General features: G+C 67.9%; 20 protein-coding genes. All 20 read left to right on the forward strand.

Annotated elements, in window-relative coordinates; genetic code table 11:
• Window positions 1-6 precede the first annotated feature (6 nt).
• The 20 genes from moaCB to CXG43_RS15085 all read left to right on the forward strand — a co-directional run bounded on the left by moaCB (window position 7) and on the right by CXG43_RS15085 (window position 24456).
• Window positions 7-1005, forward strand: a complete 999-nt coding sequence (gene moaCB, locus CXG43_RS14990; protein WP_101100670.1) for a bifunctional molybdenum cofactor biosynthesis protein MoaC/MoaB — start codon at window positions 7-9, stop codon at window positions 1003-1005.
• Window positions 1002-2258: a molybdopterin molybdotransferase MoeA gene (locus CXG43_RS14995; protein WP_101100645.1), complete on the forward strand. Its 1257-nt coding sequence runs from the start codon at window positions 1002-1004 to the stop codon at window positions 2256-2258. Before moaCB ends, CXG43_RS14995 begins: the two co-directional genes overlap by 4 nt.
• A complete protein-coding gene (locus CXG43_RS15000) occupies window positions 2255-2515 on the forward strand; it encodes a MoaD/ThiS family protein (protein WP_101100646.1) in 261 nt (86 codons plus the stop codon). Before CXG43_RS14995 ends, CXG43_RS15000 begins: the two co-directional genes overlap by 4 nt.
• Before the next feature lie 2 nt (window positions 2516-2517).
• Window positions 2518-3009 carry a molybdenum cofactor biosynthesis protein MoaE gene (locus CXG43_RS15005; protein WP_101100647.1) on the forward strand — a complete coding sequence of 164 codons (492 nt, stop codon included), beginning with the start codon at window positions 2518-2520 and terminating at the stop codon, window positions 3007-3009.
• Window positions 3010-3023: 14 nt separating this feature from the next.
• Window positions 3024-3767 carry a molybdate ABC transporter substrate-binding protein gene (gene modA, locus CXG43_RS15010; protein WP_101100648.1) on the forward strand — a complete coding sequence of 248 codons (744 nt, stop codon included), beginning with the start codon at window positions 3024-3026 and terminating at the stop codon, window positions 3765-3767.
• Window positions 3768-3770: 3 nt separating this feature from the next.
• Window positions 3771-4454 (forward strand): molybdate ABC transporter permease subunit, encoded by a 684-nt coding sequence (gene modB, locus CXG43_RS15015; protein WP_101100649.1) that lies wholly within the window; start codon window positions 3771-3773, stop codon window positions 4452-4454.
• Window positions 4444-5139 (forward strand): ATP-binding cassette domain-containing protein, encoded by a 696-nt coding sequence (locus tag CXG43_RS15020; protein WP_101100650.1) that lies wholly within the window; start codon window positions 4444-4446, stop codon window positions 5137-5139. The genes modB and CXG43_RS15020 overlap by 11 nt, the downstream gene beginning before the upstream one ends.
• A gap of 394 nt (window positions 5140-5533) precedes the next feature.
• A complete protein-coding gene (gene glgA, locus CXG43_RS15025) occupies window positions 5534-7072 on the forward strand; it encodes a glycogen synthase GlgA (RefSeq protein ID WP_101100651.1) in 1539 nt (512 codons plus the stop codon).
• Window positions 7069-9306: a 1,4-alpha-glucan branching protein GlgB gene (glgB, locus tag CXG43_RS15030; RefSeq protein WP_101100652.1), complete on the forward strand. Its 2238-nt coding sequence runs from the start codon at window positions 7069-7071 to the stop codon at window positions 9304-9306. The genes glgA and glgB overlap by 4 nt, the downstream gene beginning before the upstream one ends.
• Entirely contained in the window at window positions 9303-11042 is a 1740-nt protein-coding gene (gene treZ, locus CXG43_RS15035) for a malto-oligosyltrehalose trehalohydrolase (RefSeq protein ID WP_101100653.1), read from the forward strand. Before glgB ends, treZ begins: the two co-directional genes overlap by 4 nt.
• Window positions 11039-12916 carry a 4-alpha-glucanotransferase gene (gene malQ, locus CXG43_RS15040; protein ID WP_101100654.1) on the forward strand — a complete coding sequence of 626 codons (1878 nt, stop codon included), beginning with the start codon at window positions 11039-11041 and terminating at the stop codon, window positions 12914-12916. Before treZ ends, malQ begins: the two co-directional genes overlap by 4 nt.
• Entirely contained in the window at window positions 12913-15453 is a 2541-nt protein-coding gene (treY, locus tag CXG43_RS15045) for a malto-oligosyltrehalose synthase (protein ID WP_101100655.1), read from the forward strand. Before malQ ends, treY begins: the two co-directional genes overlap by 4 nt.
• On the forward strand, window positions 15443-15622 hold the full coding sequence (locus CXG43_RS15050; RefSeq protein ID WP_101100656.1) for a DUF2934 domain-containing protein: 180 nt from the start codon (window positions 15443-15445) through the stop codon (window positions 15620-15622). The genes treY and CXG43_RS15050 overlap by 11 nt, the downstream gene beginning before the upstream one ends.
• Window positions 15582-17714: a glycogen debranching protein GlgX gene (gene glgX / locus CXG43_RS15055; protein WP_317450727.1), complete on the forward strand. Its 2133-nt coding sequence runs from the start codon at window positions 15582-15584 to the stop codon at window positions 17712-17714. Before CXG43_RS15050 ends, glgX begins: the two co-directional genes overlap by 41 nt.
• Before the next feature lie 163 nt (window positions 17715-17877).
• Window positions 17878-18279 (forward strand): response regulator, encoded by a 402-nt coding sequence (locus tag CXG43_RS15060; RefSeq protein ID WP_232767830.1) that lies wholly within the window; start codon window positions 17878-17880, stop codon window positions 18277-18279.
• A gap of 73 nt (window positions 18280-18352) precedes the next feature.
• A complete protein-coding gene (locus CXG43_RS15065) occupies window positions 18353-20284 on the forward strand; it encodes an HWE histidine kinase domain-containing protein (RefSeq protein WP_101100671.1) in 1932 nt (643 codons plus the stop codon).
• Window positions 20285-20446: 162 nt separating this feature from the next.
• Window positions 20447-21139: a YjjG family noncanonical pyrimidine nucleotidase gene (locus CXG43_RS15070; protein ID WP_101100659.1), complete on the forward strand. Its 693-nt coding sequence runs from the start codon at window positions 20447-20449 to the stop codon at window positions 21137-21139.
• A gap of 138 nt (window positions 21140-21277) precedes the next feature.
• Window positions 21278-21697, forward strand: a complete 420-nt coding sequence (locus CXG43_RS15075; RefSeq protein WP_101100660.1) for a host attachment family protein — start codon at window positions 21278-21280, stop codon at window positions 21695-21697.
• Window positions 21698-21706: 9 nt separating this feature from the next.
• Entirely contained in the window at window positions 21707-22024 is a 318-nt protein-coding gene (locus CXG43_RS15080; protein WP_232767832.1) for a thioredoxin family protein, read from the forward strand.
• A gap of 77 nt (window positions 22025-22101) precedes the next feature.
• Window positions 22102-24456, forward strand: coding sequence for a GH92 family glycosyl hydrolase (locus CXG43_RS15085; RefSeq protein WP_101100662.1), 2355 nt, complete (start codon window positions 22102-22104; stop codon window positions 24454-24456).
• Window positions 24457-24664 lie beyond the last annotated feature (208 nt).

Here is a 24664-nt window from a genome sequence, read left to right on the forward strand (position 1 = left end):
CACAGCATGAGTGGTGAGATGAGCGCGGCCTTCCACATGGCCGATGTGCGTGACAAACGGATCACCCGACGCCGCGCGGTGGCGGTCGGCGAGCTGCTGGCCGGCCCGCTGGCGTATCCGATGATCCTCGAGCGCCGCCTGCCCAAGGGCGATGCGCTGGTGATGGCAGAAATCGCCGGGCTGCAGGGTACCAAGATGGCCTCCGCGCTGATGCCGCTGTGCCATCCGCTGCCGCTGGAACTGGTGCGCGTGCACTGTGCGCCGGTGCCCGGACGACACGCCATCCGCGTGTGGTGCGAGTGCGCCAGCGAGGCCCGTACCGGTGTGGAGATGGAAGCGCTGGCGGGGGTCAACGCCGCGCTGCTGACCCTGTACGACCTGACCAAACCAGTGGAACCGGCGCTGGAGATCAGTGGCGTGCGGCTGCTGTTCAAGGAAGGGGGCAAGCGCGGGGTATGGGTCCATCCGCAGGGCATGGATGCGCAGGAAACCGAACGCTTCGCGCCGCGTCCGCCGCTGCAGCTGCAGGGCGCACGCAGCGCGGTGCTGACGCTGAGTGATCGTGCCAGCGATGGCCGCTATGAGGACCGTTCCGGGCCGGTGCTGGTGCAGGGCCTGCAGGCGTTGGGCGCGGAGGTCGCGTTCGCCGAGGTGCTGGCTGATGGCATCGAACCGCTTGCCTCGCGCCTGCGCGCGCTGGCGGCCGAGGGCGTGCAGCTGTGCCTGTGCACCGGCGGCACCGGCCTGGGGCCGCGTGACCTGACCCCTGAAGCGCTGCAGTCGCTGGGCGGCCGGCGGGTCGAGGGGCTGGCGCAGATGCTGCGCGCGCTCAGTGCCCAGCACACGCCGATGGGCTGGCTCAGTCGGGCCGAGGCGGTGCAGCTGGGCGGCATGCTGGTGTTCGCCCTGCCGGGCAGCCCGCGCGCCGCCGCGCAATGTCTGGAGATGCTGGCGCCGTTGCTGGGCCATGCCCTGGCGATGGTGACGGGCAGGGGGCACGCGTGATCGCCTATGCCGAGGCGCTGCGCATCGTGCTGGAGGCGGCACCGTTGTTGCCGGACGAGCCGGTCGCGCTGGACCAGGCGTGCGGCCGCACGCTGTCCGCGGCCGTTTACAGCCCGCAGTGCGTTCCTCCGTTCGACAATTCCGCGATGGACGGCTTCGCGCTGCGCCTGGACGGATCCATGGCCACGGCGGGCAGTGAATTCGATGTGTTCGGTTGGCAGGCCGCCGGGGATGCGGCAAGCGTGGCGGGCAACGGGGCATGGGAAATAATGACCGGGGCGCGTCTTCCTGATGGGCTGGACAGCGTGGTGCCGGTGGAGCAGGTGGAGATCCTCCGCAGCGAAGGCGGACGCCCGCTGCGGGTGCGCCTGCGCGCCGACGTAGCGCCTTTCCAGTTCGTGCGCCTGCGCGGCCAGGATGTGCAGTCCGGCGAACAGGTGCTGGCAGAAGGTGAGTGCCTGGACCTCAATGCGCTGAGCCTGCTGCATGCCATCGGCGCCGCGCAGGTGAGGGTCAGGGCCAGTCCGCGCGCGGCCGTCATCACTACCGGCAAGGAGCTGGTCAGCCAGGCCGGCCAGGCACTGCAGTCCGGACAGATCCGTGACAGCAGCCGGCCCGCGCTGATCGCCCGGCTGCAGTCGGCCGGTGCACAGGTGGTTGCCGATGCGCTGGTGGGTGACGAGGTGGCCGCCTTTGATGCGGCGCTGGACCGGGCGCTCGCGGCTGGCGCACAGGTGCTGGTGAGTACCGGCGCGGTGTCTGCCGGCCGCTACGATTTCATTCCTGCCGCGTTGCAGGCGCGCGGCGCGCACATCCTGTTCCACAAGGTGGCGATCCGCCCGGGCAAGCCGGTATTGTTCGCGCGACTGCCCTGCGGCGCGTTGTACTTCGGCCTGCCGGGCAATCCGGTATCGACCGCGGTCGGTCAGCGCTTCTTCGTGGAGCCGCTGCTGCGCGGCATGCTCGGCCTGCCCGCGGAGGTTCCCTTGCAGTTGCCGCTGCTGGCCGCTGCGGACAAACCGGAAGGCCTGCGCTTCCATGCGCGTGCGCGGGTTGAGATCGATGCCCGTGGGCAGCTGTGGGTGCGCGTGTTGGCCGGGCAGGAGTCGTTCCGGCTGAAGTCTTCGTTGCGGGCCAATGCGTGGGCGGTACTGGACGGAACAGGTGACCGTGCCCCGGCGGGAAGCCGGGTGCAGGTGCTGGGTTGGGGCCACGCGACGCCCCTGCAGTTGAATGGAAAGGAGCAGGCATGAGGCAGGTGAAGGTGCAGTTGTTCGGCGCGTTTTCCGAACTGGATCCCACGCGCGAAATCGCCGTGGATGTGGCCGGGGGGCGGGTGGCGGATCTGCGCGCGGCGCTGCAAGCGCTGCTGCCGGTGCGCTGGCCCGCGTTCCGCGCTGGATTGCTGGAGTATTCGGCGTTCTCCGACCAGCAGCGCGTCCTGCGCGATGATGACGCGCTGCCCGATGACGGGCGCGTGGCGATCCTGCCGCCGGTGAGCGGAGGATGAGCATGGCAGAGCAGGACCAGTGGATGATCGTCGACCGCGCCGGCGCGGCCATCGACGCGGCCGAGGCGATCGCCTTCGTGTCCGATCCCGGCTTCGGCGGCATCGATGTGTTCATCGGCAAGGTGCGCGACCTCAACCAGGGACGCGCCGTACTGGGCATCACCTACGATCTGTTCGAGCCGCTGGTGATGGCTGAGTTCGAACGACTGGTCGGTGAGGTCCGCGGGCAGTTCGGGCCGCGGGTGAAACTCTACGTGGCACATGCCAAGGGCCGCCTGGGGGTCGGCGATACGGCGGTGGTGGTGGCCGCCGGAACACCGCACCGCGACGAGGCCTTCAAGGCCTGCCGCGCGCTGATCGAAGCCGTCAAGCACCGCAGTCCGATCTGGAAACAGGAGCACTACCAGGACGGCGACAGTGTCTGGAGCGAAGGCTGTTCGCTGTGCCACCTCGCCGAGGGTGCCGGCCCCGCCTCGCTGCCCCCCGCAGCATGAAAGAGACCTGCCAGATGAAAGCCTGGATCACCGCGTTGCTGCTGCTCGCCGCTGCGCCCCTGGCGAGTGCGGCGGACCTGACCGTATCGGCCGCCTCGAGCCTGACCGAGAGCTTTCGCGAGATCGCAACCGCCTACCAGAACGCACATCCGGGCACCCGGGTCGACCTGAACTTCGCCGCCTCCGGCGTGTTGCTGCAGCAGATCGCGCGCGGTGCCCCGGTGGACGTGCTGGCATCGGCCGATGAAGCGACCATGGACCAGGCGGTGAAGGGCGGCCACGTGGACCCGGCCACGCGCCGGGTATTCGCGCGCAACGCGCTGTGGGTGATCGTGCCGCCGGACAGCCGCCTGCCCCTGACCTCGTTGCAGTCACTTGCGCAACCGGACGTCACGCGGGTAGCCATCGGCAACCCGGACAGCGTGCCGGTGGGGCGTTATGCACGCGCCGCGCTGCAGTCCGCCGCACTGTGGACGGGCGTGCAGCGCAAGGCGATCACCACCCAGAACGTGCGCCAGTCATTGGATTACGTGGCGCGCGGTGAGGTGGACGCGGGTTTTGTCTATGCCACCGACGCGCAGGCGATGCCAGGCCGTGTCAAACGTGCGTTCCAGGTCCCGATAAGCGCTGGCATCACCTATCCACTGGCGGTGGCCTCGCACAGCAGCAGGGCGATTGAAGCGCAGCGCTTCGTCGCCTTCGTGCAGTCGGCAGCGGGCCAGGCGATCCTGCGCCGGCATGGCTTCAGCTCGCCCTGATCGATGGACCTGGACTGGAGCGCACTCGGGTTGTCCCTGAAAGTGGCCGGATGGGCCACCGCGATCAACCTCGTGCTGGGTGTGGCGCTGGGTTGGTTGCTGGCGCGCCGCCGCTTCCCCGGGCGCGAACTGCTGGACACACTGCTGACCCTGCCGATGGTGCTGCCGCCGACCGTGCTGGGCTATTACCTGCTGGTGCTGATTGGCCGCAATGGTCCGCTCGGGGGGTGGCTGCAGTCCAGCTTCGGCATCAACCTGGTCTTCACCTGGCAGGCGGCCGTGATCGCCGCTGCGATCGCGGCCCTTCCGCTGGTGTTCAAGCCGGCGCGCGCGGCCTTCGAAGGCGTGGACGGGCAACTGGAGCAGGCGGCGCGCACGCTGGGCGCCAGCGAAGCGGCGGTGTTCTTCCGCATCACGCTGCCGCTGGCTTGGCGCGGCATCCTGGCGGGCCTGTTGCTGGCGTTCGCCCGCGCGATGGGGGAATTCGGCGCCACGCTGATGGTGGCCGGCAGCATTCCCGGGCGCACGCAGACCTTGTCCATCGCCATCTACGAAGCGGTGCAGGCCGGCCAGGATGGGCGCGCCAATGCGCTGGTGCTGCTCACCTCGGCGGTGTGCATCGTGGTGCTGCTGGTCGCGGCCCGGCTGGTCGGTGGACGCCCCAGGGAGGCCCGCGATGTGGCTTGAGGCGGACATCCAGCGCCACCTGCATGCCTCGGGTGAACATTTCCGGCTGCAGGTACACCTGCAGTGCACGCAGCGTCGCGTGGTGCTGTTCGGTCCCTCCGGGGCGGGCAAGAGCCTCACCCTGAAAGCAATCGCCGGGCTGCTCAGGCCTGATGCTGGTCGCATCGTGCTCGACGGCCAGGTGCTGTTCGACGCCGAAGCGGGGATCTGCGTGCCCGCACGCGCTCGCCGGCTGGGCTACGTCTTCCAGGATTACGCGCTGTTCCCGCACCTCACCGTGCGCCAGAACGTGGCCTTCGGGGTGCAGCGCGGATGGTGGAACGCGCGGCGCGGCAGCCGCCATGCCGAGGTCGAGAGCTGGCTGCGCGTGCTGCGCATCGACCGTCTTGGTGAACTGCTGCCGTCGCAGATTTCAGGCGGGCAACGGCAGCGCGTCGCGCTTGCCAGGGCGCTGGTGACGCGTCCCCGTGCGCTGTTGCTGGATGAACCCTTCGCTGCATTGGACCACGATCTGCGTGCGCACCTGCGCATCGAGCTGCAGGCCGTGCTCAAGCAGGCCGGCATGCCGTTGTTGCTGATAAGCCATGATCCAGAGGATGTGGCCGTGTTCGGTGAGCAGGTCCTGCATCTGCTTGACGGCCGTCCGGCAGCGGCCGGCGAACGCGCTTCATCGCCGTCGCGCTGAGCTGCCGGTCCGCTAGCGTGCAGGGTCGCGAGGGTCGCGGAAATCGGCGCGCACACGGCGCCCGACGCGCTGCCCGCGACGCGCGAATCTGAAATCTTCAGCCAATCCGTGCGCGGATGCGTTGCCGCGCACTGCGGCGCTATCGGTAAGCGGTACGTGGCGATACCAGCCGCTGAAGCTGTTCAGATGATCGGCTCATGCGGCGATGTTCGTCGCACATCACGCGATGTCACAAAGACAACGCAGCGATTTCACGAAGGTTTGATTGATCGCAGGTATAGATTCACTGCAAGAGCTTCGCCAGCGTCCCCCACGCCCGCGCCGACTTTCCCTTTAGGCCCCGCTGCTTCCTGGCGGCTGGGCACGCCATTCTGCACGCCCTTCGAGCTACCTGATGAACACCATTGCCCCATTCAGTCGTCCGTCGCCGTCACCTGTCGCGCGCAAGGCGAGCCAGCGCCTGCGCCGGCGCGATGTGCGCGGTAGGTTCGTTCCCACCCTGACCTCGGTAGACCGCGGCGAGCCGGTGCTTTTCGTGGTGTCGGAGATGGCGGATTTCATCAAGGCCGGCGGCCTGGGCGATGTCGCCGCCTCGTTGCCGCGCGCACTGCGCAGCGCCTGTGATGTCAGGGTATTGATTCCGGGCTACCCGGAAGTCCTCTCACGCCTGCGTTCGATCGAAGTGGTCGGCAGCGTGGCGCCGCGGGGTCACCTGCCTGCCTGCCGCATCGGGCGTGCACTGCAGACCGACGGGTTGCCGATCTATGTCCTGTTGAACGGCCCGTTGTTCGATCGCGAAGGGTCGCCCTACGTGGACGCCGCAGGCAAGGAATGGAAGGACAACGCGATCCGCTTCGCGACCCTCTCGCACGCAGCGGCGGAAATCGCCGCTGGCCGCACCGGGATGGACTGGGCCCCGGGGCTGCTGCACCTCAACGACTGGCCCACCGCGCTGGCCGCTGCCTACGTGCGCTGGGACGGCACCGAAGTGGCCACCTTGTTGACCATCCACAACCTGGCCTACCAGGGACTGTTCCCGTATGCGCTTGCAGAGGCGCTGGGCATCCCGGCCGAACACCTGGAGGAAATGCATTTCTTCGGACACATGTCCTTCCTGCAGGCCGGCATCGTCAATGCCACGCGCTTGAACACGGTGAGCCTGCACTACGCCGAGCAGATCACCGCGCCGGCCGATGGCTGCGGGCTGGACGCACTGTTGGCGCGGCGCGCCGCGCGCGGGCACCTGAGCGGCATCGTCAACGGCATCGATGCAAGCTGGGATCCGCGTTCGGATGCGCACTTGAGCGCGCACTTCAGCGTGCAGCAGTGTGCCGGTCGCGCCGCCAATGCGGCGAGCGTGCGGCAGGCGTTCGGCCTGCGCGACAGTGATGGTCCATTGTTCGCGGTGGTCAGCCGTCTGGTGCACCAGAAGGGACTGGACATCACCTGCGACGTCGCCCCGCAGATCATCGCCGCCGGTGGCCAGCTGGTGGTCATCGGCGGCGGCGAGCCGCAGGTTGAAGAGCAGGTGCGCGCCCTTGCGCGGCGCTTCCCGGGGCAGGTCGGTGCCTGGATCGGTTTTGACGAACAACTGGCGCGGCAGATGTTCGCCGGTGCGGATTTCCTGTTGATGCCCTCGCGGTTCGAGCCGTGTGGACTCAGCCAGATGTATGCGCAGCGTTTTGGCTGCCTGCCCATCGCCCACGCCACCGGCGGACTGGTGGATACCGTGGACGACGGGGTGACCGGGTTCCTGTTCCACGAGCCCACCGCCAACGTCATGCGCCGCTGCGTCGAGCGTGCACTGCGCACCTTCCGCATGCCCAGCCTGCTGCGTTCGATGCAGCGCGCAGCGATGCTGCGTCCCAGTGGCTGGGATATCGCCGGGCGGCAATACCTCGACCTGTATCGGCAGGCACGGGTGGCTGCATGATGGAGGGTGAGCGCGTGCGGGACTCGGCCATTGCACAGGAACCTGTCCAGACGACGGTGACAGAAACGCTTCCGGGCGCGCTGCAGGCGCTGTCGCGGGGTGAACCGGCCGATCCCTTCGCCTGGCTGGGCGTGCACGGCGACGGCAACGGCGGATACCTGCTGAGAACGCTGCTGCCGGGAGCGCTGGCCGTCCGTGCGCGGCTGCCCGGCGAGCCCACGGAGCGGGCCATGGCCGCGGCAGCAACCTGCGATGGCCTGTTCCAGCTTGCCGTCGCCGGTCCTGGCCGGGCGAGCCTGCGCATCACCTGGCCCGACGGCGAGCAGCGGCTGGACGACCCTTACGGGTTCTGGCCCGTGCTGCCGGATGACGTGCTGGATGGCGTGCGCGCAGGTGACGGCGAAGCCATGCGCGCGCTCGGAGCGGTTCCCATGCAGGTCGACGGCGTGGACGGGGTGCGGTTCGCGGTCTGGGCGCCGAACGCGCGGCGGGTCGCGGTGGTGGGCGAGTTCAACAGCTGGGACGGCCGTCGCCATCCCATGCGCCTGCGTCACGATGCGGGCGTCTGGGAACTGTTCCTGCCCGATATCGCCGCCGGTGCGCGCTACAAGTTCCGCATTACCGGGGCAGATGGGGTGGTGCTCGCCGACAAGGCCGACCCCATGGCGCGCTGGGCCGAGCTGCCCCCGGCTACCGCCTCGCGGGTCGCCCCCGCGCCGCAGCGCGAGTGGCAGGACAGCCAGTGGATGCAGCAACGCAATGCCTGTTCGCACGCGCCGTTGTCGATCTATGAGGTACATGCCGGCTCCTGGCAGCGCGACGGCGAAGGCCACAAGCTGGACTGGAACGCGCTGGGCGACCGGCTGATTCCGCACGTCCAGGCACTTGGCTTCACCCACATCGAACTGTTGCCGGTGAGTGAACATCCCTTCGGCGGTTCGTGGGGCTACCAGCCACTCGGCATCTACGCCCCGACCGCGCGCCACGGCACGCCGGATGATTTCGCGCGCTTCGTGGAACGCTGCCACCTGGCGGGAATCGGCGTCATCGTCGATTGGGTGAGTGCGCATTTCCCCAATGACGCGCACGGCCTGGAGCGCTTCGACGGCACCGCGCTGTATGAGCACGCCGACCCTCGGGAAGGCTTCCACCAGGATTGGCACACCCTGATCTACAACTACGGTCGCAACGAAGTGGCGGCCTACCTGATCGGCAGCGCGCTGGAATGGATCGAGCGTTTCCACATCGACGGACTGCGCGTGGACGCGGTGGCTTCGATGCTGTATCGCGATTACAGCCGCAACGACGGCGAGTGGGTGCCCAACGAGCACGGCGGGCGTGAGAACCTGCAGGCGGTGGCCTTCCTGAAACAGATGAACGCCACGCTGCGCGGACGTTTCCCGCAGGTGATGGTGATCGCCGAAGAATCCACCGCCTGGCCCGGCGTCACCGCCCCGGTGGAGCAGGGGGGGCTGGGATTCACCCATAAATGGAACATGGGCTGGATGCACGATTCGCTGCGCTACATGCAGCATGACCCCGTGCACCGCCAGCATCACCACAGCGAGATGACCTTTGGCCTGGTGTATGCATTCTCTGAACGCTACGTGCTGCCGCTGTCCCACGATGAGGTGGTGCACGGGAAAGGGGCCCTGCTGGCGCGGATGCCCGGCGATGACTGGCAGCGTTTCGCCAACCTGCGCGCCTATTACGCGCTGATGTGGGCCCACCCGGGCAGCAAACTGCTGTTCATGGGCGGCGAGTTCGGGCAGAGCCACGAATGGAACCACGGTCAAGCGCTCGACTGGGAGCAGGCCGCACGCCCGCTCAACCAGGGCCTTGCAAGGTTGGTCGGTGACCTCAACCAGCTGCTTCGCCGGCATCCGGCGCTACACCGCGACGAGCAGGATGAGCGCACCTTTGAATGGAGCATCGGCGATGACCATGCCAACAGCGTGTTCGCCTTCGTGCGCCACGATCCCCAAGGGGTGACACCGCCCTTGCTGGTGGTCAGCAACCTGACTCCGCTGCCCCGCCATGGCTACCGTGTCGGCGTGCCGCGCGCGGGGCGGTGGCGGGAGATCCTCAACAGCGACAGCATGTTCTACGCCGGCAGCAACGTCGGCAACGGCGGCGCGCTGGCTACCGAGCCGCAGGCGATGCACGGTCAGCCGCACTCGCTGCAGCTGACCCTGCCGCCGCTGGCCACGCTCTACCTGCAGGTGGATGCATGACGGCAGCGGTAAGGGAGCGACTGGGTGCATGGCCCCTTGGGGACGGCCGTTACCGTTTCTGCCTGTGGGCGCCCGACGCACGTGAGGTGGCGCTGGTGCTGGATGGCGAAGTACACGCGATGTCGCCGGGCGAGGACGGTTGCTTCCGCGTGGAAGCCAGCGGCAGCAGCGGGACCCCTTACCGGTTCCTGATCGACGGCCAGGCGCAGGTGCCTGATCCTGCATCGCGCTGGCAGCCGCATGGCGTGGAAGGCGCCAGCGCGCTGCTGCCCGACGATGGCCATATGTGGCAGGCGCGCTGGGAAGGCCGGCCGTGGCAGGAACTGGTCATCTACGAGGTCCACCTGGGGTGCAGCGGGGGCATCGCCGGCCTGAAGGCACAGCTGCCTGCGCTGGCGGCGATGGGCATCACCGCGCTGGAGCTGATGCCGGTGGCGCAGTTCCCCGGCCGACGCAACTGGGGCTATGACGGTGTATTCCCGTATGCACCGGCCGAAGCGTATGGGCATCCGGATGAGCTGAAGGGGTTGATCGATGCCGCCCACGCGCACGGCATGGCGGTGCTGCTGGATGTGGTCTACAACCATTTCGGTCCGCAGGGAAACCTGCTGGCCAGCTACGCATCGGCGTTCTTCAACGACCGGGCCCCGACACCCTGGGGCGAAGCCATCGACTTCAACCAGCCCCAGGTCAAGCGCTTCTTCGTCGACAACGCACTGATGTGGCTGCAGGAATATCGCTTTGACGGTCTGCGGCTGGATGCGGTGCAGGCAATCACCCCGAACGCGTTCCTCGGCGAGTTGCTGCAGGCCATCCGCGCCGGCTGCGCCGACCGGCCGCACGTGCACCTGGTACTTGAGAACGAGCGCAACCAGGCCTCGTGGCTGCGCCAAGGGTATCAGGGGCAGTGGAATGACGACCTGCACAACGCACTGCATGTGATGCTCACCGGTGAGTCGGAAGGCTACTACGCCGACTATGCCGGGCGCGCCCCGCAGTTGCTTGCGCGGGTGCTTTCGGAAGGATTCGCCTGGCAGGGCGAGCGCAACCACAAGGGCGAACTGCGCGGCGAGCCGAGCGCGGACGTGCCCCCCCAGCATTTTGTGATCTTCGCCCAGAACCATGATCAGATAGGCAACCGGGCGCTGGGCGAGCGACTGGTTTCGCTGGTGCCCGCCCATCACGCACGTGCCGCGCTGGCGCTGGTCCTGCTGGTCCCGATGGTGCCGCTGCTGTTCATGGGTGAACCGTGGCAGGCCAGGCAACCGTTCCTGTTCTTCACCGATTACCTGCCGCCGCTGGACGAGGCGGTGCGCGAAGGCCGTCGGCGCGAGTTCGCCGGGTTCGCGGCATTCGCCGATGCCGACCAGCGGCAGCGGATTCCCGATCCCAATGCACGCTCCACCTTCGAGGCGTCACGAGTCGCCCTGCCGGCGGCCGACGATGCGCAGGCCGCTGATCATCTCGCCGTGTTCACCACGCTGCTGTCGTTGCGCCGCCGTTATCTGCAGCCCGGGCTTGCGCATGCGCGCCCGCTGGGCGCCCGCGTGCTGGGCCCCGGTGCCGTGCAGGCGGGCTGGCAGCTCCCCGATGGCCAATGGTGGATCGCGCTGAACGTCGGCGAAGCTGCGCTGGGGCACGAACTTCCCGACGGGACACTGGTATGGCAACAACAGGACGCAGCGCCCGGGCAGATCGCCGCCGGCAGCGTGTGCGTGCATTGGGTGCCGCGATGAGCAGGGAGCACGCCCTGCTGCTGCGCGCGGCGGAGGCCGGCCTGCAGGTCCGTTGGACCGATGTGGCCGGCGTCGAGCGGGAGGGCGCGTCGGATGTGGTCGAAGCGGTGCTGAGGTCGCTGGCAGACAGTGCCGGAGCGGCAGGCGCCGCCCCGCCTCTGCTGACCTGCGTGGTCGGGCACACGCTGTCGGTGCCCGGCGCGGGCAGCGGCGACGCCCACTGGGTTGCAGAAGACGGCACAGCGCAACCAGCGCGGCAGACAGGGGCAGGGCAGTGGCAGGCGCCCCCGACGCCCGGCTATTGGCACTGGGCCCAAGGCCCGCGGCTGCAGGCTGTGGCGGTGGCGCCGCAGCGCAGCTGGTTTCCCGGACCAGGCACCGCTTGCCGTCACTGGGGTGTCGCCGCACAGGTCTACAGCGTGCCCGGAACCGGGGACGGCGGGATCGGTGACAGCCGCGGCATCGCGGAATGGATCCCGCGCCTGCGCGCGCACGGAGCCACGGCGATCGCGCTTTCGCCGATCCACGCCAGCATGCCGATCCGCAGCGGCTTCAGTCCCTATTCGCCGAGCGACCGGCGCTGGCTCGAACCCCTGCACGGCGCCCCCCTGCAGCAGCTTCCCGAAGCCGCCGCGGCCGTACGCGCAGCGGATGCCGACCTCGATGCGCGGCTTGCCGCCCACGAAGCCGATGAGCAGATTGAATGGGCCGAGGCGGCCGCTGCCAAGTGGCAGTGGATCGGCCGGTTGCCGGCCTGGCTGCAGACCCATCGTCCCGGACAGTGGCGCCAGATCGAATTCGAACTGATGGCCGGTGGTGCGCCGTTGGCCTCATGGGCTGCCCAGACCGCGGCGTTGTCGCGCAGCCCGGCGTCCCTGCAGGCGTTTGGCCAGTGGCTGGCGCAGGCCAGCTGGCGCCAGCTGCAGCACGACGCCCGCCAGGACGGGATGGCGATCGGCCTGATCGCCGACCTTGCAGTGGGATTCGATCCGGCCGGTGTCGAGGCGCAGGACAACGCGGGTGCCGTGCTGCAAGGCCTGGAACTCGGCGCGCCACCGGATGCATTCAATCCGCATGGCCAGGCGTGGGGCATCACCAACTATGCGCCCGGCGCGCTGCGCGCCCAGGGCTACGCGCCGTTCATCACCCTGCTGCGTGCAGTGATGGCGCAACGCGGCGGAGTCCGCATCGACCATATCCTGGGCCTGCTGCGGCTGTGGGTGTTGCCGCGCGGCGCAGGTGCCGGGCAGGGCATCTATCTGCGCTACCCCTTCGATGACCTGCTCAACCTGCTGGTGCTTGAGTCCTGGCGCAACCGCTGCGTGGTGATCGGCGAAGACCTGGGCGTGGTACCGCCGGGCATCCGTGATGCGCTCGCCGCGCGCGGCGTGCTGGGCATGGAAGTGCTCGCCTTCAACCGCGATGAACAGGGCTTCATGCCTACTTCCCAGTGGCGGAAATCGGCCGTGGCGATGTCCTCCACCCATGATCTGCCTCCGGTGGCCGGCTGGCTGCAGGGCCGCGACCTGCAGTGGCGCAGGCGGCTGGGCTGGAACGACGAAGCCGCCGACCAGAGGCAAACGGTACAACGCCAGGCCGAGGTCCAGCAGCTGGCTGCACGGGCGCAGGCCGAAGGCGTGGACAGCGGAGACCTGCAGCGCGATGCGCTGGCACTCACCGCGCGCGCACCGTCCGTACTGGCCCTGCTGCCGCTGGAAGATGCCACGGCAAGCATCGAACAGCCGAACCTGCCGGGCACCGTGGAAGCGCATCCCAACTGGTGCCGCCGGATGGCATCGCACGCTGATGACGCGGCGATCGAAGGACGGCTGGCGGCCTTCGCTGCACAGCGCAGACAAGGAGCCACTGCATGACGACGCTGCGCGCCACCGTTCGCCTGCAGCTGCACGCCGGCTTCGATTTCGATGCGGCGGCTGCCCAGGTCGACTACTTCGCCCGGCTTGGCATCAGCCACCTTTACCTGTCCCCGATTGCCAGCGCCGTGCCGGGTTCGACGCACGGCTATGACAATGTCGATCCCACCCGCATCAGCCCGGAGCTGGGCGGCGAGCAAGGCTTCCGTCGACTGTCCGATGCCGCCCGACAGCATGGGATGGGCATCCTGCTGGACATCGTGCCCAACCACATGGCGGTGCATCCTGCCAATGCGTGGTGGAACGATGTGCTGCGCAATGGCCGGCGCAGCGCACACGCAGGTTGGTTCGACATCGACTGGGACGCCCCGGAATGCGACGGCAGGCTGTGGCTGGCGGTGCTGGACAGGCCGTTGGCTGCCGCCCTTGCGGACGGCGTGCTGCATCTGGACATCGATGGAGAAGGGCCCTGCCTGCGCCACCACGATCTGGCACTGCCGCTGTCGCCGCTGAGCTATCCGGCGCAGGCAGACAGCTGGCCTGGGTGGATCGCGCGTTGCCAGCGCAGCCCTCAACGGATGCAGGATGTGCTGCAGCGGCAGGCGTATCGCCTGGGCTGGTGGCGTACCGGCGCCGACCATACCAACTACCGGCGCTTCTTCGACATCGATGGCCTGGTCGCGCTGCGGATGGAGCTCCCGGAGGTCTTCGACGCCGTCCACGCATTGCCGCTGCGTCTGGTCGCCGAGGGCCATGTCGACGGTCTGCGCGTGGACCATGTCGATGGATTGGCTGATCCGCAGGGGTACCTGGGTCGGCTGCGCAGCGGCCTGGATCAGGCTGCCATGGCGTCCGGTCGGCCCGCCGAGGCGATCACCCTGCACGTGGAGAAGATCCTGGCCGATGACGAAGCGCTGCCCGCCGACTGGGCCTGCGACGGAACCACCGGCTACGACTTCATGGACCAGGTCGGGGCGCTGCTGCACGACAGCGAAGCCGGACCTGCCCTGCACGCACTCTGGCACTCGGCCAGCGGCGACGCCCGCAGCTTCGACCAGCACCAGCAGCAGGCACGCCTGCAGATGCTGCAGGGTTCGCTGCGTTGCGACTTCGACCGGCTGCTGCGGCTGCTTGATGCCCAGCGGCGGGCCGATCCCGCCGCGGCCGACATCACCGGCGGCATGCTGGAACGGGCCCTGCGGGCGCTGTTGCAGCATTTTCCGGTCTACCGCACGCATGGGCTGCGCTCGGCAGCGGATCGGGCGTGGCTGGCGCGTGCCGCCGACGCCGCCGCCGCCCGGCTGGGGGAAGGTGACCGCGCCGCGCTCGAGCAGCTGTGTGTCTGGTTGCACGGGAATCCGGCCGTGCTGACCCGGTTTGAACAGCTGACCGCACCGCTGAATGCCAAGGCGGTCGAAGACACCGCGTTCTATCGCTACGGGCGGCTGCTGTCGCGCAACGAGGTCGGCAGTGATCCAGGCAGGCTGCACCTGCCGCTGGAGGAGTTCCTGCTGCGGGCACGGCAACGCGCGCAGCAGTGGCCGCGCGCGATGCTGGCAGTGGCAACGCACGACCACAAGCGCGGTCCGGACGCGCGCTGTCGTCTGGCCGCGGTGAGCTGCAACCTCACGCACTGGTCAGCCCGCTTGGCGCAGTGGAACGAGCTCGCCACGCAGGGCGGTCGCCCCTGTCCGCTGCCGGGTGCAGAGACCCTGATGCTGTGGCAGACGTTGCTGGCAAGCTGGCCGCTGCAGGCTGAACGCGTGGATGCCGGCTTCATCGGCCGCGTTGACGGGTGGTTGCAGAAGGCCCTGCGCGAAGGCAAGCAGGTGAGCAGCTGGAGCGATCCGGACCGCGCGCTCGAACAGGCGGCATCGGACTGGCTGGCATGGCTGGGCAGCAGCCCGCAGGCGGCGCCGCTGCGCTCGGCACTGGACGCGTTCGTGCACGCCATCGCACCGCACGCCGCGCGGCTGGGGCTGGTGCAGCTGGCGTTGCAGCTGTGCTGCCCCGGGGTACCGGATCTGTACCAGGGCAACGAAGGCTGGGACACCAGCCTGGTGGATCCGGACAACCGACGCGAGGTCGACTACCTGCAGCGGCGCGCATGGCTCGGCTCGCCGCCAGACTGGCAGCAGGCCCTGCAGGAACACTGGAGCGGGGGCAGTCCCAAGGCGCTGCTGCTGGCGACCCTGCTCCGTCATCGCGCTGCGGTGCCAGCGCTGTTCGCCGATGGCTCGCTGACGCTGCTGTCTGCCAACGCCGGTGCGTGGGTCCTGTCGCGACAGCTCGGTGACGACCAGCTGCTGCTGGTGCTCGACACGACGGCACGGCTGGAAACGCCCCTGGCGCCGGGCACGCTGCTGCGCGAAGAGGATAGCGGGCGCGCCCGCGTCGGCCTGCCTGCGGGCCACTGGCGCAGCCTGCTTGACGCGCGCCGCTGCGAGGGTGGGGACGACATCGAGGCAGATGCGCTGCTGGATGGGGCGCCGCTGGCGATATGGGTATTGGACAACGGAGAGAATGATGGACGCTGAGGAACGCAAACGGCGTACGGCCGCGCTGGCCCACCAGATTTGGGAGGCCGAAGGGCGCCCGGACGGCCAACAGGTACGCCACTGGCAGATGGCCGAGCGCCTGGTGCTGGCCGATATCGAAGCCGCCCATGGCAAGCAACCGGAGGAGGCAGCCGTTGGCGCTCCGTAAATGGACGCAGACCTCGCGCGTGCGCGAGGGTCTGCCGTATCCGCTGGGTGCAAGCTGGGACGGACTGGGCGTCAATTTCGCACTGTACTCGCGGCACGCCACCAAGGTGGAGCTGTGCCTGTTCGATGCCCGCGGGCGCGAGAAGGAACGCATCGCCCTGCCCGAGTACACCGACGAAATCTGGCACGGCTACCTGCCCGATGCGCGTCCCGGCCAGCGTTATGGCTACCGGGTGCACGGGCCCTATGCGCCGGACGCGGGCCATCGTTTCAACCCGAACAAGCTGTTGCTCGACCCGTATGCCAAGCAGATCGTCGGCGAGCTCAAGTGGGCTCCCCACCTGTTCGGTTACACCATCGGTCACCGCGACCGCGACCTGAGTTTCGACCGCCGTGACAGCGCCGCCTATATGCCGCGTTGCGCGGTGGTCGACCCGGCTTTCAGCTGGGGCAATGAACGCGCGCCCGCCACCCCCTGGGACCGCACGGTGATCTACGAAGCACACGTGCGCGGACTCACCATGCGCCACCCGTCGGTGCCGCAGGACGAGCGGGGCACGTTCTCGGCGCTGCGCCACGATGCGCTGGTCGATCACCTCACGCACCTGGGCGTGACCGCAGTGGAGCTGCTGCCGGTGCACGCCTTCATCGATGACCAGTACCTGCTGGATCAGGGCCTGCGCAACTACTGGGGCTACAACTCGATCGGTTTCTTCGCACCGCATCCGCGTTACCTGTCGCAGGGCACGGTGGCGGAGTTCAAGCAGATGGTGGCACGCATGCACCATGCCGGGCTGGAGGTGATCCTGGACGTGGTCTACAACCACACCGCCGAAGGCAACGAACTGGGCCCGACGCTCTCGTTCAAGGGCATCGACAACACCAGCTATTACCGGCTGGGCGATGACCGGCGTTACTACATCAACGATACCGGCACCGGCAATACCTTTGACCTCACCAATGCCGGTGCGCTGCGCATGGTGATGGATTCGCTGCGCTACTGGGTGACCGAAATGCGCGTGGACGGATTCCGCTTCGACCTCGCCACGATCCTCGGGCGCGAGAAGCATGGCTTTGATCCGTCCTGCAGTTTCCTCGACGCGGTGCGGCAGGATCCCGTGCTGAGCCAGGTCAAGCTGATCGCCGAGCCGTGGGATATCGGTCCGGGTGGTTACCAGCTGGGTGCCTTCGCGCCGGGCTGGGCCGAGTGGAACGATCGATTCCGCGACACCAGCCGCGCGTTGTGGCGGGGCGATGGCGGCCAGCTTCCCGGTTTCGCCGCACGCTTCACCGGGTCGGCCGATCTGTTCGACCATCATGGGCGCCGCCCCTCGGCGAGCATCAATTTCATCACGGCCCATGATGGATTCACGCTGCACGACCTGGTGAGTTACCAGCACAAGCACAACCTTGCCAACGGAGAAGATGGACGCGACGGGCACGACCACAATCTGTCCAGCAACCATGGCGTGGAGGGCGAGACCGACGACCCGTCGATCCTGGCCCTGCGCGCGCAGCAGATGCGCAACCTGCTCGCCACGCTGCTGCTTTCGCAGGGCACCCCGATGCTGTTGGCGGGCGACGAGTTCGGCCAAACCCAGCACGGCAACAACAACGTGTACTGCCAGGACAACGAGCTGGCCTGGATCGATTGGGAGCGCGCCGAGCAGCCGGCCGCGCAGGCGCAGGCCGCCTTCGTGCGGCGCCTGTTGCTGCTGCGCCGCCGCTACGGACTGCTCCGGCGCAACCGGTTCCTGCGCGATGCCGGGCAGCACAGTGGTGACATCCATTGGCTGACGCCGGAAGGCCACCGAATGCAGGAGGCCGACTGGCACGACGGCGAGCGCCGGGCGTTGACCATCGTGCTGGACGGACGCAGTCCGGCGCCGGCGCACGCGTCCGGCCGCAACGTCAGCCTGGCCCTGCTGATCAATACCGGCGGCTCGCCGCAGGTGTATCGGGTCGCCCTGGAAGGCATGGATTTCCGCAAGGTATTGCTGCAGACGCCGGAGCTGCCACTGCACCAGGATGACGAGGGGCTTTGGGAACTGCCCGGCCACAGCCTGTGCCTGCTGGCAGCCAGCAGCAGTTGAAGGCGGTGGGCAGGTGGCGCATCCAGCGGGCGCGCCACCTGCCCGCAAACGGTGTCAAAGCGCAACAAACCATCCCGTCACGTTCCGTTGCAGTGCACTGCGTCCATCATCGTGCTGTATTCATGGCGCCGCGATGTGGCGGGGCTACTCCTGGAGGCAGTGTGTGACGGTGACGAACGTGGACAATGGCGGGCTGGCGGGCAAGCGGATACTGGTCGCCGAAGACGAATACAACATCGCCATGTTCCTGGTGGAATATCTGCAGATGAAGGACGTCGACGTGGTCGGTCCTGCCGGAAACCTCAAGGCGCTCGATGCGCTGCTGGACGCGCAGCCGGTGGACGGCGCGCTGCTGGACATCAATCTCGGCGGGGAGCTGGTATATCCGCTGGCGGACCGCCTGCGCGATGGCAACATTCCCTTCGTGCTGACGTCGGGTTACGACGACAACGTACCTGAGCGCTTTGCCGATGCCCCGCGCTGCGGCAAGCCCTACCGCCTGGAAGCACTGACCCACGCATTGGAACAGGCGCTGCAGGCACGTCACGTGCCCGGCAGCAGCTGACTTGGCCATGGCCAGCCATCTGGATCCCCGCCTTGCGCCGCAGTCCGGCCGTCCGGTCGATCATGCGGGGTTGATGGGCACAGGCGTCCGCGGCGGGATGCGCGAGCGCATCCAGGGCCATGACTGGGCGGCGTCACCGCTGGGGAGCATGGATGACTGGCCCCCGCACCTGCGCGCCTGCGTGGACCTGATGGCTGCCCACGGCTTCCCGATGATCGCGCTGTGGGGCCCCGACCTGCTCCAGATATACAATGACGGGTACGCTGAAATCATGGCGGAGAAGCACCCGGCCGGGCTGGGCCAGCCGACGGCGGAATGCTGGCCGGAAGTCTGGCACATCAATGAACCGCTCTACGAACAGGTGTGGCAGGGCAGGACCCTGACATTCTCCGACAAATGCTATCCCCTGCGCCGTCACGGCCGCTTGCAGGATGTGTGGTTCACCATCACCTACAGCCCGATGCGCGCCTGCGATGGCTCTATCGGTGGCGTGCTGGTGACCATGTTCGACACCACCGCCGAGCACGTGGCGCGGGTGGAGCGCGAGCGTACCGAGCAAGAGCTGCGACAGACCAATGCCGCGTTGCAGGCCAACGAGGAGCGGTTCCGCCAGTTTGCCGCCGCTTCGTCCGATGCGCTGTGGATCCGCGATGCCGACAGCCTGGACACCGAACTGCTGAGCACCGCCTTCGATGCGGTGTACGGGCTGCGCCCGGGGCAGGCGTCAGGCGCGCTGCGTTGCTGGGCGGCGCGGGTAGTGCCTGATGACCGGCAAGCCGCCATTGATGCGGTAACCGGAGTGCGCGATGGCCTGCCGCGCGTCCATGAGTTCCGCGTGCAGCGCGAGGACGACAGCCGGTTCCGCTGGGTGCGTGACACCGTTTTTCCGCTGTTCGACCAGCAGGGACGGGTCAGCCGGATCGCCGGCATCGCCCGCGATGTCACCGAAGAACGACGCTGGGCCGAGCATCAATCCGTGCTGGTGGCCGAGCTGCAGCACCGTGTACGCAACATCATGGCCACCATCGGCTCGATCACCCTGCGCACCCGCGAATCGGCAACCAGCGTGGATGACTACGCGCAACGCCTGTCCGGCCGGGTGATGTCACTGGCACGCACGCAGGCCCTGCTGACCCGCGCCGGCAACGTCGGCATCGATCTGCGGGGCCTGCTCAACGACGAGCTCTCTTCTTCGTCCTACGGCGCGCAGCGGGTCGTGCTGCACGGACCGACCGTCATGGTGCCGCCGAAGGCGGCCGAGGTGATGTCGCTGGCCATCCACGAACTGGCCACCAATGCGTTCCGGCATGGCGCACTGCGCGATCCTGACGGCAGGCTGGAGGTCAGCTGGCAGGTGCGCGAGGGCCCGCAGCAGCAGCGCTGGGTCGACCTGCACTGGGTTGAAACGCATGCTGCGCGTCCGGGTTGGGAACCGCCGGCCCGCCGCGGCTTCGGCACCTCGCTGATCGAAGACCGGATTCCGTATGAGCTGGAAGGCGAGGGCCATCTGCAGGTGGCTGCGGAGGGGACCGAGGCACGCATCTCCTTCCCGTTGCGGCATCGTGACAGCATCCTGCAGACGGATGCGCCGCAGGGCACGGCCATTGCCGGTGGTTCGGTCGACCTGGGCGATGCCGGGCTGCTCGCAGGTCATCGCGTCCTGGTGGTGGAGGATGATTTCTATCTCGCCCACGACACCGCCACTGCGCTGCGCAGCGCAGGCGCCGTGGTGCAGGGACCGTGCTCGACCCTGCAGGCCGCGCTGCAGCGGCTGGATGGCGGCGGGGTGGATGCGGCGGTAATCGACATCAACCTCGGGCAGGGCGCCGAGACCGGAGTCATCGCTGCCCTGCAACGGGCAGGGCTGCCGTTCGTGGTGGTCACCGGCTATGACGAAGGGGCTGCCTCGCTCGAGGCGGGTCGCTTCGTGCGCCTGCAGAAGCCGGCTACGCCGGCAGGAATCGCCCGCGCGCTTGCGCGTCTGGTGCAAGCCGGGACGGCCTGATTCGCTGATGCGCGGAATCTTGAAGCGCCGCGTCGCCTGCCTCGCTCGAATACCCCGGCGCCGCCACGGGGCGTTCCCGTAACGCAGGCCAGCGGGCGGCGATGCTGGGCCGGGGGCAGACGGCAATGCTAGCCTTTACTCCCGCCGCAACGCTGCCCGCCGATGGATTACCGGCTTTTCCTGTTCGACCTGGACGATACCCTGCTGGATTTCCGCGCATCCGAACTGCTCTCCTTCGCCCGTACGCTGTCCAGCCTCGGTGTCGAAGCGGCGGTGGACCCGCTGTATGCCACCTACCAGCAGTGCAACCGTGCGCTGTGGGAGGCGCTGGAGCAGGGAAGGGTGGACAAGGATTTTCTCAAGGTCGAGCGCTTCCGGCGCCTGTTCGCCGCGCATGCCATCGACGCCGATCCGGCGCGCGCCGGCCAGGTCTACCTGGAGTGGTTGCCGCAGACGGTGGTGCTGGTGGACGGTGCACGCGCCGCCTGCGAAGCGTTGGCGGCGATCGGCGAGATCGGCATCATCACCAACGGCATCGAGCAGGTGCAGAACCGGCGCATCGCGGTATCCGGGCTGGCCGACCTGATCAGCTTCGTGGCGACGTCCGAAGCCTGCGGCCACGCCAAGCCGGACGTGCGTTTCTTCGCCTACGCCACCGCCATGGCCCGTGCTTTCCAACCGCAGCGCACGATCATCATCGGTGACCGGCTGGAAGCGGACATCCTGGGTGCCAACCGCTTCGGGATCCACAGCTGCTGGTTCAATCCGGACGCTGTTGCGCTCACCGGCGAGGCCCTGCCTACCTGGCAGGTTGAAAAGCTCAGTGACCTGCCCGCCGTGCTTGGGGTGAGCTGAACGCCTCGGCCAGGCGCGGCGCTGCGCCTGCTTCTGCGCAAGGATGCACGGCTCGCACACGCCGGCATTGCAGGACGCTTACATGGCAGCCTCTACGGTGGGGCTTCATGCCGTAGCGCACCACACAGAGGAAAGACCATGACCGAGCACGCTCCCATCCCCGAAGGCACGTTGATTGTTGTCGCTGACGGCGGCTCGGCCCGCGTTTTCACCAATGTCGGCAGCAAGACCGAACTCAAGCTCAAGCAGCAGGACGAACTGGTGCTGCGCGATGTCAGCCAAGCCGGCGTCTCCGGACAGGGGCCTTCCGGTGCGGTGCCCAAGGACATGAGCATCGCCCAGCTCAACGAGGCGACGTTCGCCAAGCAGCTGGCCGAGCAGTTGAACGATGATGCCCTGAACAACCGCTACGCCCACCTGGTGCTGGTGGCCGATCCGCAGACACTTGGCCGGATCCGTCCGCAGCTGCACAAAGAAGTGCAATCGCGGCTGGTGCGTGACCTGGCCAAGGATTTCACCAACGCACCGCTGGAAGACATCCAGCGCGCACTGGGCTGAGTCATGACAATGCCTGCAGGAACGCCGCAACCGGAGCCACTGCGATCGGCTGTAGATGCCAGCGAGGGCTGGCTTCTGCTTGAGTTCGGAGCGACATGGTGCGGTCACTGCCAGGCCGCCAGGCCGGTGGTGCAGGCGTTCGTGCAGGGTCATGCGCTGGACCACCTGTGGGTGGAGGATGGCAAGGGGCGCCCGCTGGGGCGCTCGTTTGCGGTCAAGCTGTGGCCCACGCTGATCCTGCTGCGTGACGGGCAGGAGGTGGCGCGGGTGGTCCGGCCTTTGCGCGAGCACGACCTCGCGCCGCTGCAGAATGCGATGGCGGTCTAGCAACAACGCAATGCAGCATGAACGGCGCGCGCGCCGATGCTAGGATCGGGTTCCCTGAATCGATCTAAATTCCGCCCATGCCAAACCGTGCGAAGCGTCGATGGATACTTCTTGCTGCCGCAATGCTGCTGGGCTCGGCGGCAACAGCGGCCGATGCTGCCAGCGTGGGTGAGCGCGCCTTCGCTGCCGTCGATCCGTTCATCGGCACGGCGGGCGAGGGGCATACCTATCCCGGTGCGACCGTCCCGTTCGGCATGGTGCAGCTGAGCCCGGACACGCGCATCCAGCCACGCGAAAAGGCCTATGACTGGGCCGCCGGTTACCGCCACGACGACAGCAGCATCGTGGGCTTCTCGCACACTCATTTTTCAGGCTCTGGCCATTCCGACCTCGGCGATGTCCTGCTGATGCCCTACACCGGCGAGCCCGGTCTGGAACGCGGCGATCCGGACAAGCCGCGCAGTGGTTATGCGTCGCGCTTCAGCCACAAGGACGAGCGCGCCGAGCCGGGCTATTACGCAGTGACCCTGGACGATTACCGCGTACGCGCCGAGCTGACCGCGAGCGAGCGCGTCGGCGTGCACCGCTATCGTTTCCCGGCAGGGGAGCAGGCCAAGGTGCTGCTGGACCTGCGCACCAGCCTGTACGACTACCCCGGCAAGATCCTGTGGTCGCGCCTGCGCGTGCATGAAGACGGCACGGTAACCGGCTTCCGCGAAACCAGGGGCTGGGCACCGGGACGGCAGTTGTACTTCGCGATGCGTTTCTCGCGTCCGGCCACCGGGCATGCGCTGCACAACACCGAAACCGACATCGCCTACAAGGGCTTTCCGCCGCCGGGGCACGGCTCACCATTGCAGCGGGCACAGGTGGAAGGCCGCCAGCTGGTGGCGACCTTTGATTTCGGCAGGCTCGACGGTCCGCTGGTGGCGAAGGTGGCCATTTCCTCGGTGAGTGAGGCAGGTGCCATCGCCAACCTGGATGCCGAGGTGCCAGCGTTCGACTTCGACCGCATACGCGCCGATGCGAAAAAGAAGTGGATGGAAGCGCTTGCGGTGGTGGACATCGAAGCGCCGTTGCCAGACCGCCGCAGCGCTTACACCGCGTTGTACCACTCGCTGCTCGGGCCGACCCTGTCGATGGACGTGGATGGACAGTACCGCGGTCCGGACAATGCGGTGCACCGTGCCGAAGGGTTCCGCCACCATTCCACGTTCTCGCTGTGGGATACCTATCGCGCCCTGCATCCGCTGCTGACCCTGGTGCAGCCGGAGCAACGCAACAGTGATTTCATCAATTCGCTGATCGCCCACCAGGCGCACAGCCCCTACGGCATGCTGCCGGTGTGGTCGTTCCATGGCCAGGAAACCTGGTGCATGATCGGCTACCACGCCGTGCCGGTGATCGCCGATGCCTACCTGAAGGGCATCCGCGGCTTCGATGCCGACAAGGCGCTGGAGGCGATGGTCGCCACTGCCAATTACGGTCCTTACGACGGCATCGCGCAGTATCGCGAGCTGGGCTGGGTGCCGATCGACGAGGAAGGCGAGGCCGCCAGCAAGACGCTGGAGTATGCCTTCGACGACTGGACCATCGCGCGCATGGCGCAGGCGATGGGCCGCACCGAGGTCGCCGCCGAGTTCGGCAAGCGCGCGGGCAACTGGCGTCATGCGTTCGACAAGGAGACCGGCTTCATGCGCGCGCGCAAGCGCGACGGTAGTTTCCGCACCCCGTTCGATCCGTCGGCCAGCGGCTATGGCACTGATTACACCGAAGGCAACGCCTGGCAGTATTCCTGGTACGTGCCGCAGGACGTGCAGGGCCTGGCCGATGCACACGGCGGCAGCGACGCGCTGTTGAAGCGGTTGGACCAGGTGTTCGAGGCCAAGGTCGACCCGGCCGTGTTCGAGCACATGGAAGACATCACCGGGCTGATCGGCTGGTATGCGCACGGCAACGAGCCCAGCCACCACGTAGCCTACCTGTACGCCCATGCAGGCCAGCCGTGGCGCACCCAGGCCCGCCTGAAGCAGATCATGGACACCCAGTACGCCGATCGCCCCGACGGCCTGGCAGGCAATGACGACCTCGGCCAGATGTCGGCGTGGTATCTGTTCACCGCGCTGGGTTTCTATCCGGTGGCACCGGGCAGTGGCGAGTACATCATCGGCCGGCCGTTCCTGCCCAAGGCGACCTTGAACCTGCCCAATGGCAAGGTCTTCACCATCGTCGCCGAAGGCCTGACGGCGGGACACGGCTACATCGGCTCGGCCACGCTCAACGGCAAGCCGCTGCAGCGTGCGTTCCTGCGCCACGACGAGATCATCGCCGGGGGCGAGCTGCGATTCGTGATGCAGGCCGAACCCAACACCGCATGGCCCGGAAAGGATGCCGAACGGCCGTATTCGATGTCACCCGCGTTGCAGCAGTAACCGGCGTACTGTGTCCTGGTAGCGCCGACCGGTTGGTCGGCGGAACGCCTCCTCCAACGGCCCGCTGCGCTCGCCGACCATGGGTCGGCGCTACCGCTTTTTATTTTTATTACGCGGGTGGCGGCGCCAGGACCCTGTCAGAGGGGCGGGCGGTGGGGCTGGGCGGGGGCGTGGGGCGCCATGGATGGCGCGAAACGAGGCCCGGAGG

Origin of the sequence: Stenotrophomonas sp. Bg11-02, from assembly GCF_002836635.1 — a bacterium.
GTDB classification, from domain to species: domain Bacteria; phylum Pseudomonadota; class Gammaproteobacteria; order Xanthomonadales; family Xanthomonadaceae; genus Stenotrophomonas; species Stenotrophomonas lacuserhaii.

Excerpts from the sequence above, each read along its gene's own strand:
- moaCB (WP_101100670.1), top strand. The coding sequence starts at position 7 with ATGAGTGGTGAGATGAGCGCGGCCTTCCACATGGCCGATGTGCGTGAC.
- CXG43_RS15000 (WP_101100646.1), top strand. The coding sequence starts at position 2,255 with ATGAGGCAGGTGAAGGTGCAGTTGTTCGGCGCGTTTTCCGAACTGGAT.
- CXG43_RS15005 (WP_101100647.1), top strand. The coding sequence starts at position 2,518 with ATGGCAGAGCAGGACCAGTGGATGATCGTCGACCGCGCCGGCGCGGCC.
- modA (WP_101100648.1), top strand. The coding sequence starts at position 3,024 with ATGAAAGCCTGGATCACCGCGTTGCTGCTGCTCGCCGCTGCGCCCCTG.
- modB (WP_101100649.1), top strand. The coding sequence starts at position 3,771 with ATGGACCTGGACTGGAGCGCACTCGGGTTGTCCCTGAAAGTGGCCGGA.
- CXG43_RS15020 (WP_101100650.1), top strand. The coding sequence starts at position 4,444 with ATGTGGCTTGAGGCGGACATCCAGCGCCACCTGCATGCCTCGGGTGAA.
- glgA (WP_101100651.1), top strand. The coding sequence starts at position 5,534 with ATGAACACCATTGCCCCATTCAGTCGTCCGTCGCCGTCACCTGTCGCG.
- glgB (WP_101100652.1), top strand. The coding sequence starts at position 7,069 with ATGATGGAGGGTGAGCGCGTGCGGGACTCGGCCATTGCACAGGAACCT.
- treZ (WP_101100653.1), top strand. The coding sequence starts at position 9,303 with ATGACGGCAGCGGTAAGGGAGCGACTGGGTGCATGGCCCCTTGGGGAC.
- malQ (WP_101100654.1), top strand. The coding sequence starts at position 11,039 with ATGAGCAGGGAGCACGCCCTGCTGCTGCGCGCGGCGGAGGCCGGCCTG.
- treY (WP_101100655.1), top strand. The coding sequence starts at position 12,913 with ATGACGACGCTGCGCGCCACCGTTCGCCTGCAGCTGCACGCCGGCTTC.
- CXG43_RS15050 (WP_101100656.1), top strand. The coding sequence starts at position 15,443 with ATGGACGCTGAGGAACGCAAACGGCGTACGGCCGCGCTGGCCCACCAG.
- glgX (WP_317450727.1), top strand. The coding sequence starts at position 15,582 with ATGGCAAGCAACCGGAGGAGGCAGCCGTTGGCGCTCCGTAAATGGACG.
- CXG43_RS15065 (WP_101100671.1), top strand. The coding sequence starts at position 18,353 with ATGGGCACAGGCGTCCGCGGCGGGATGCGCGAGCGCATCCAGGGCCAT.
- CXG43_RS15070 (WP_101100659.1), top strand. The coding sequence starts at position 20,447 with ATGGATTACCGGCTTTTCCTGTTCGACCTGGACGATACCCTGCTGGAT.
- CXG43_RS15075 (WP_101100660.1), top strand. The coding sequence starts at position 21,278 with ATGACCGAGCACGCTCCCATCCCCGAAGGCACGTTGATTGTTGTCGCT.
- CXG43_RS15080 (WP_232767832.1), top strand. The coding sequence starts at position 21,707 with ATGCCTGCAGGAACGCCGCAACCGGAGCCACTGCGATCGGCTGTAGAT.
- CXG43_RS15085 (WP_101100662.1), top strand. The coding sequence starts at position 22,102 with ATGCCAAACCGTGCGAAGCGTCGATGGATACTTCTTGCTGCCGCAATG.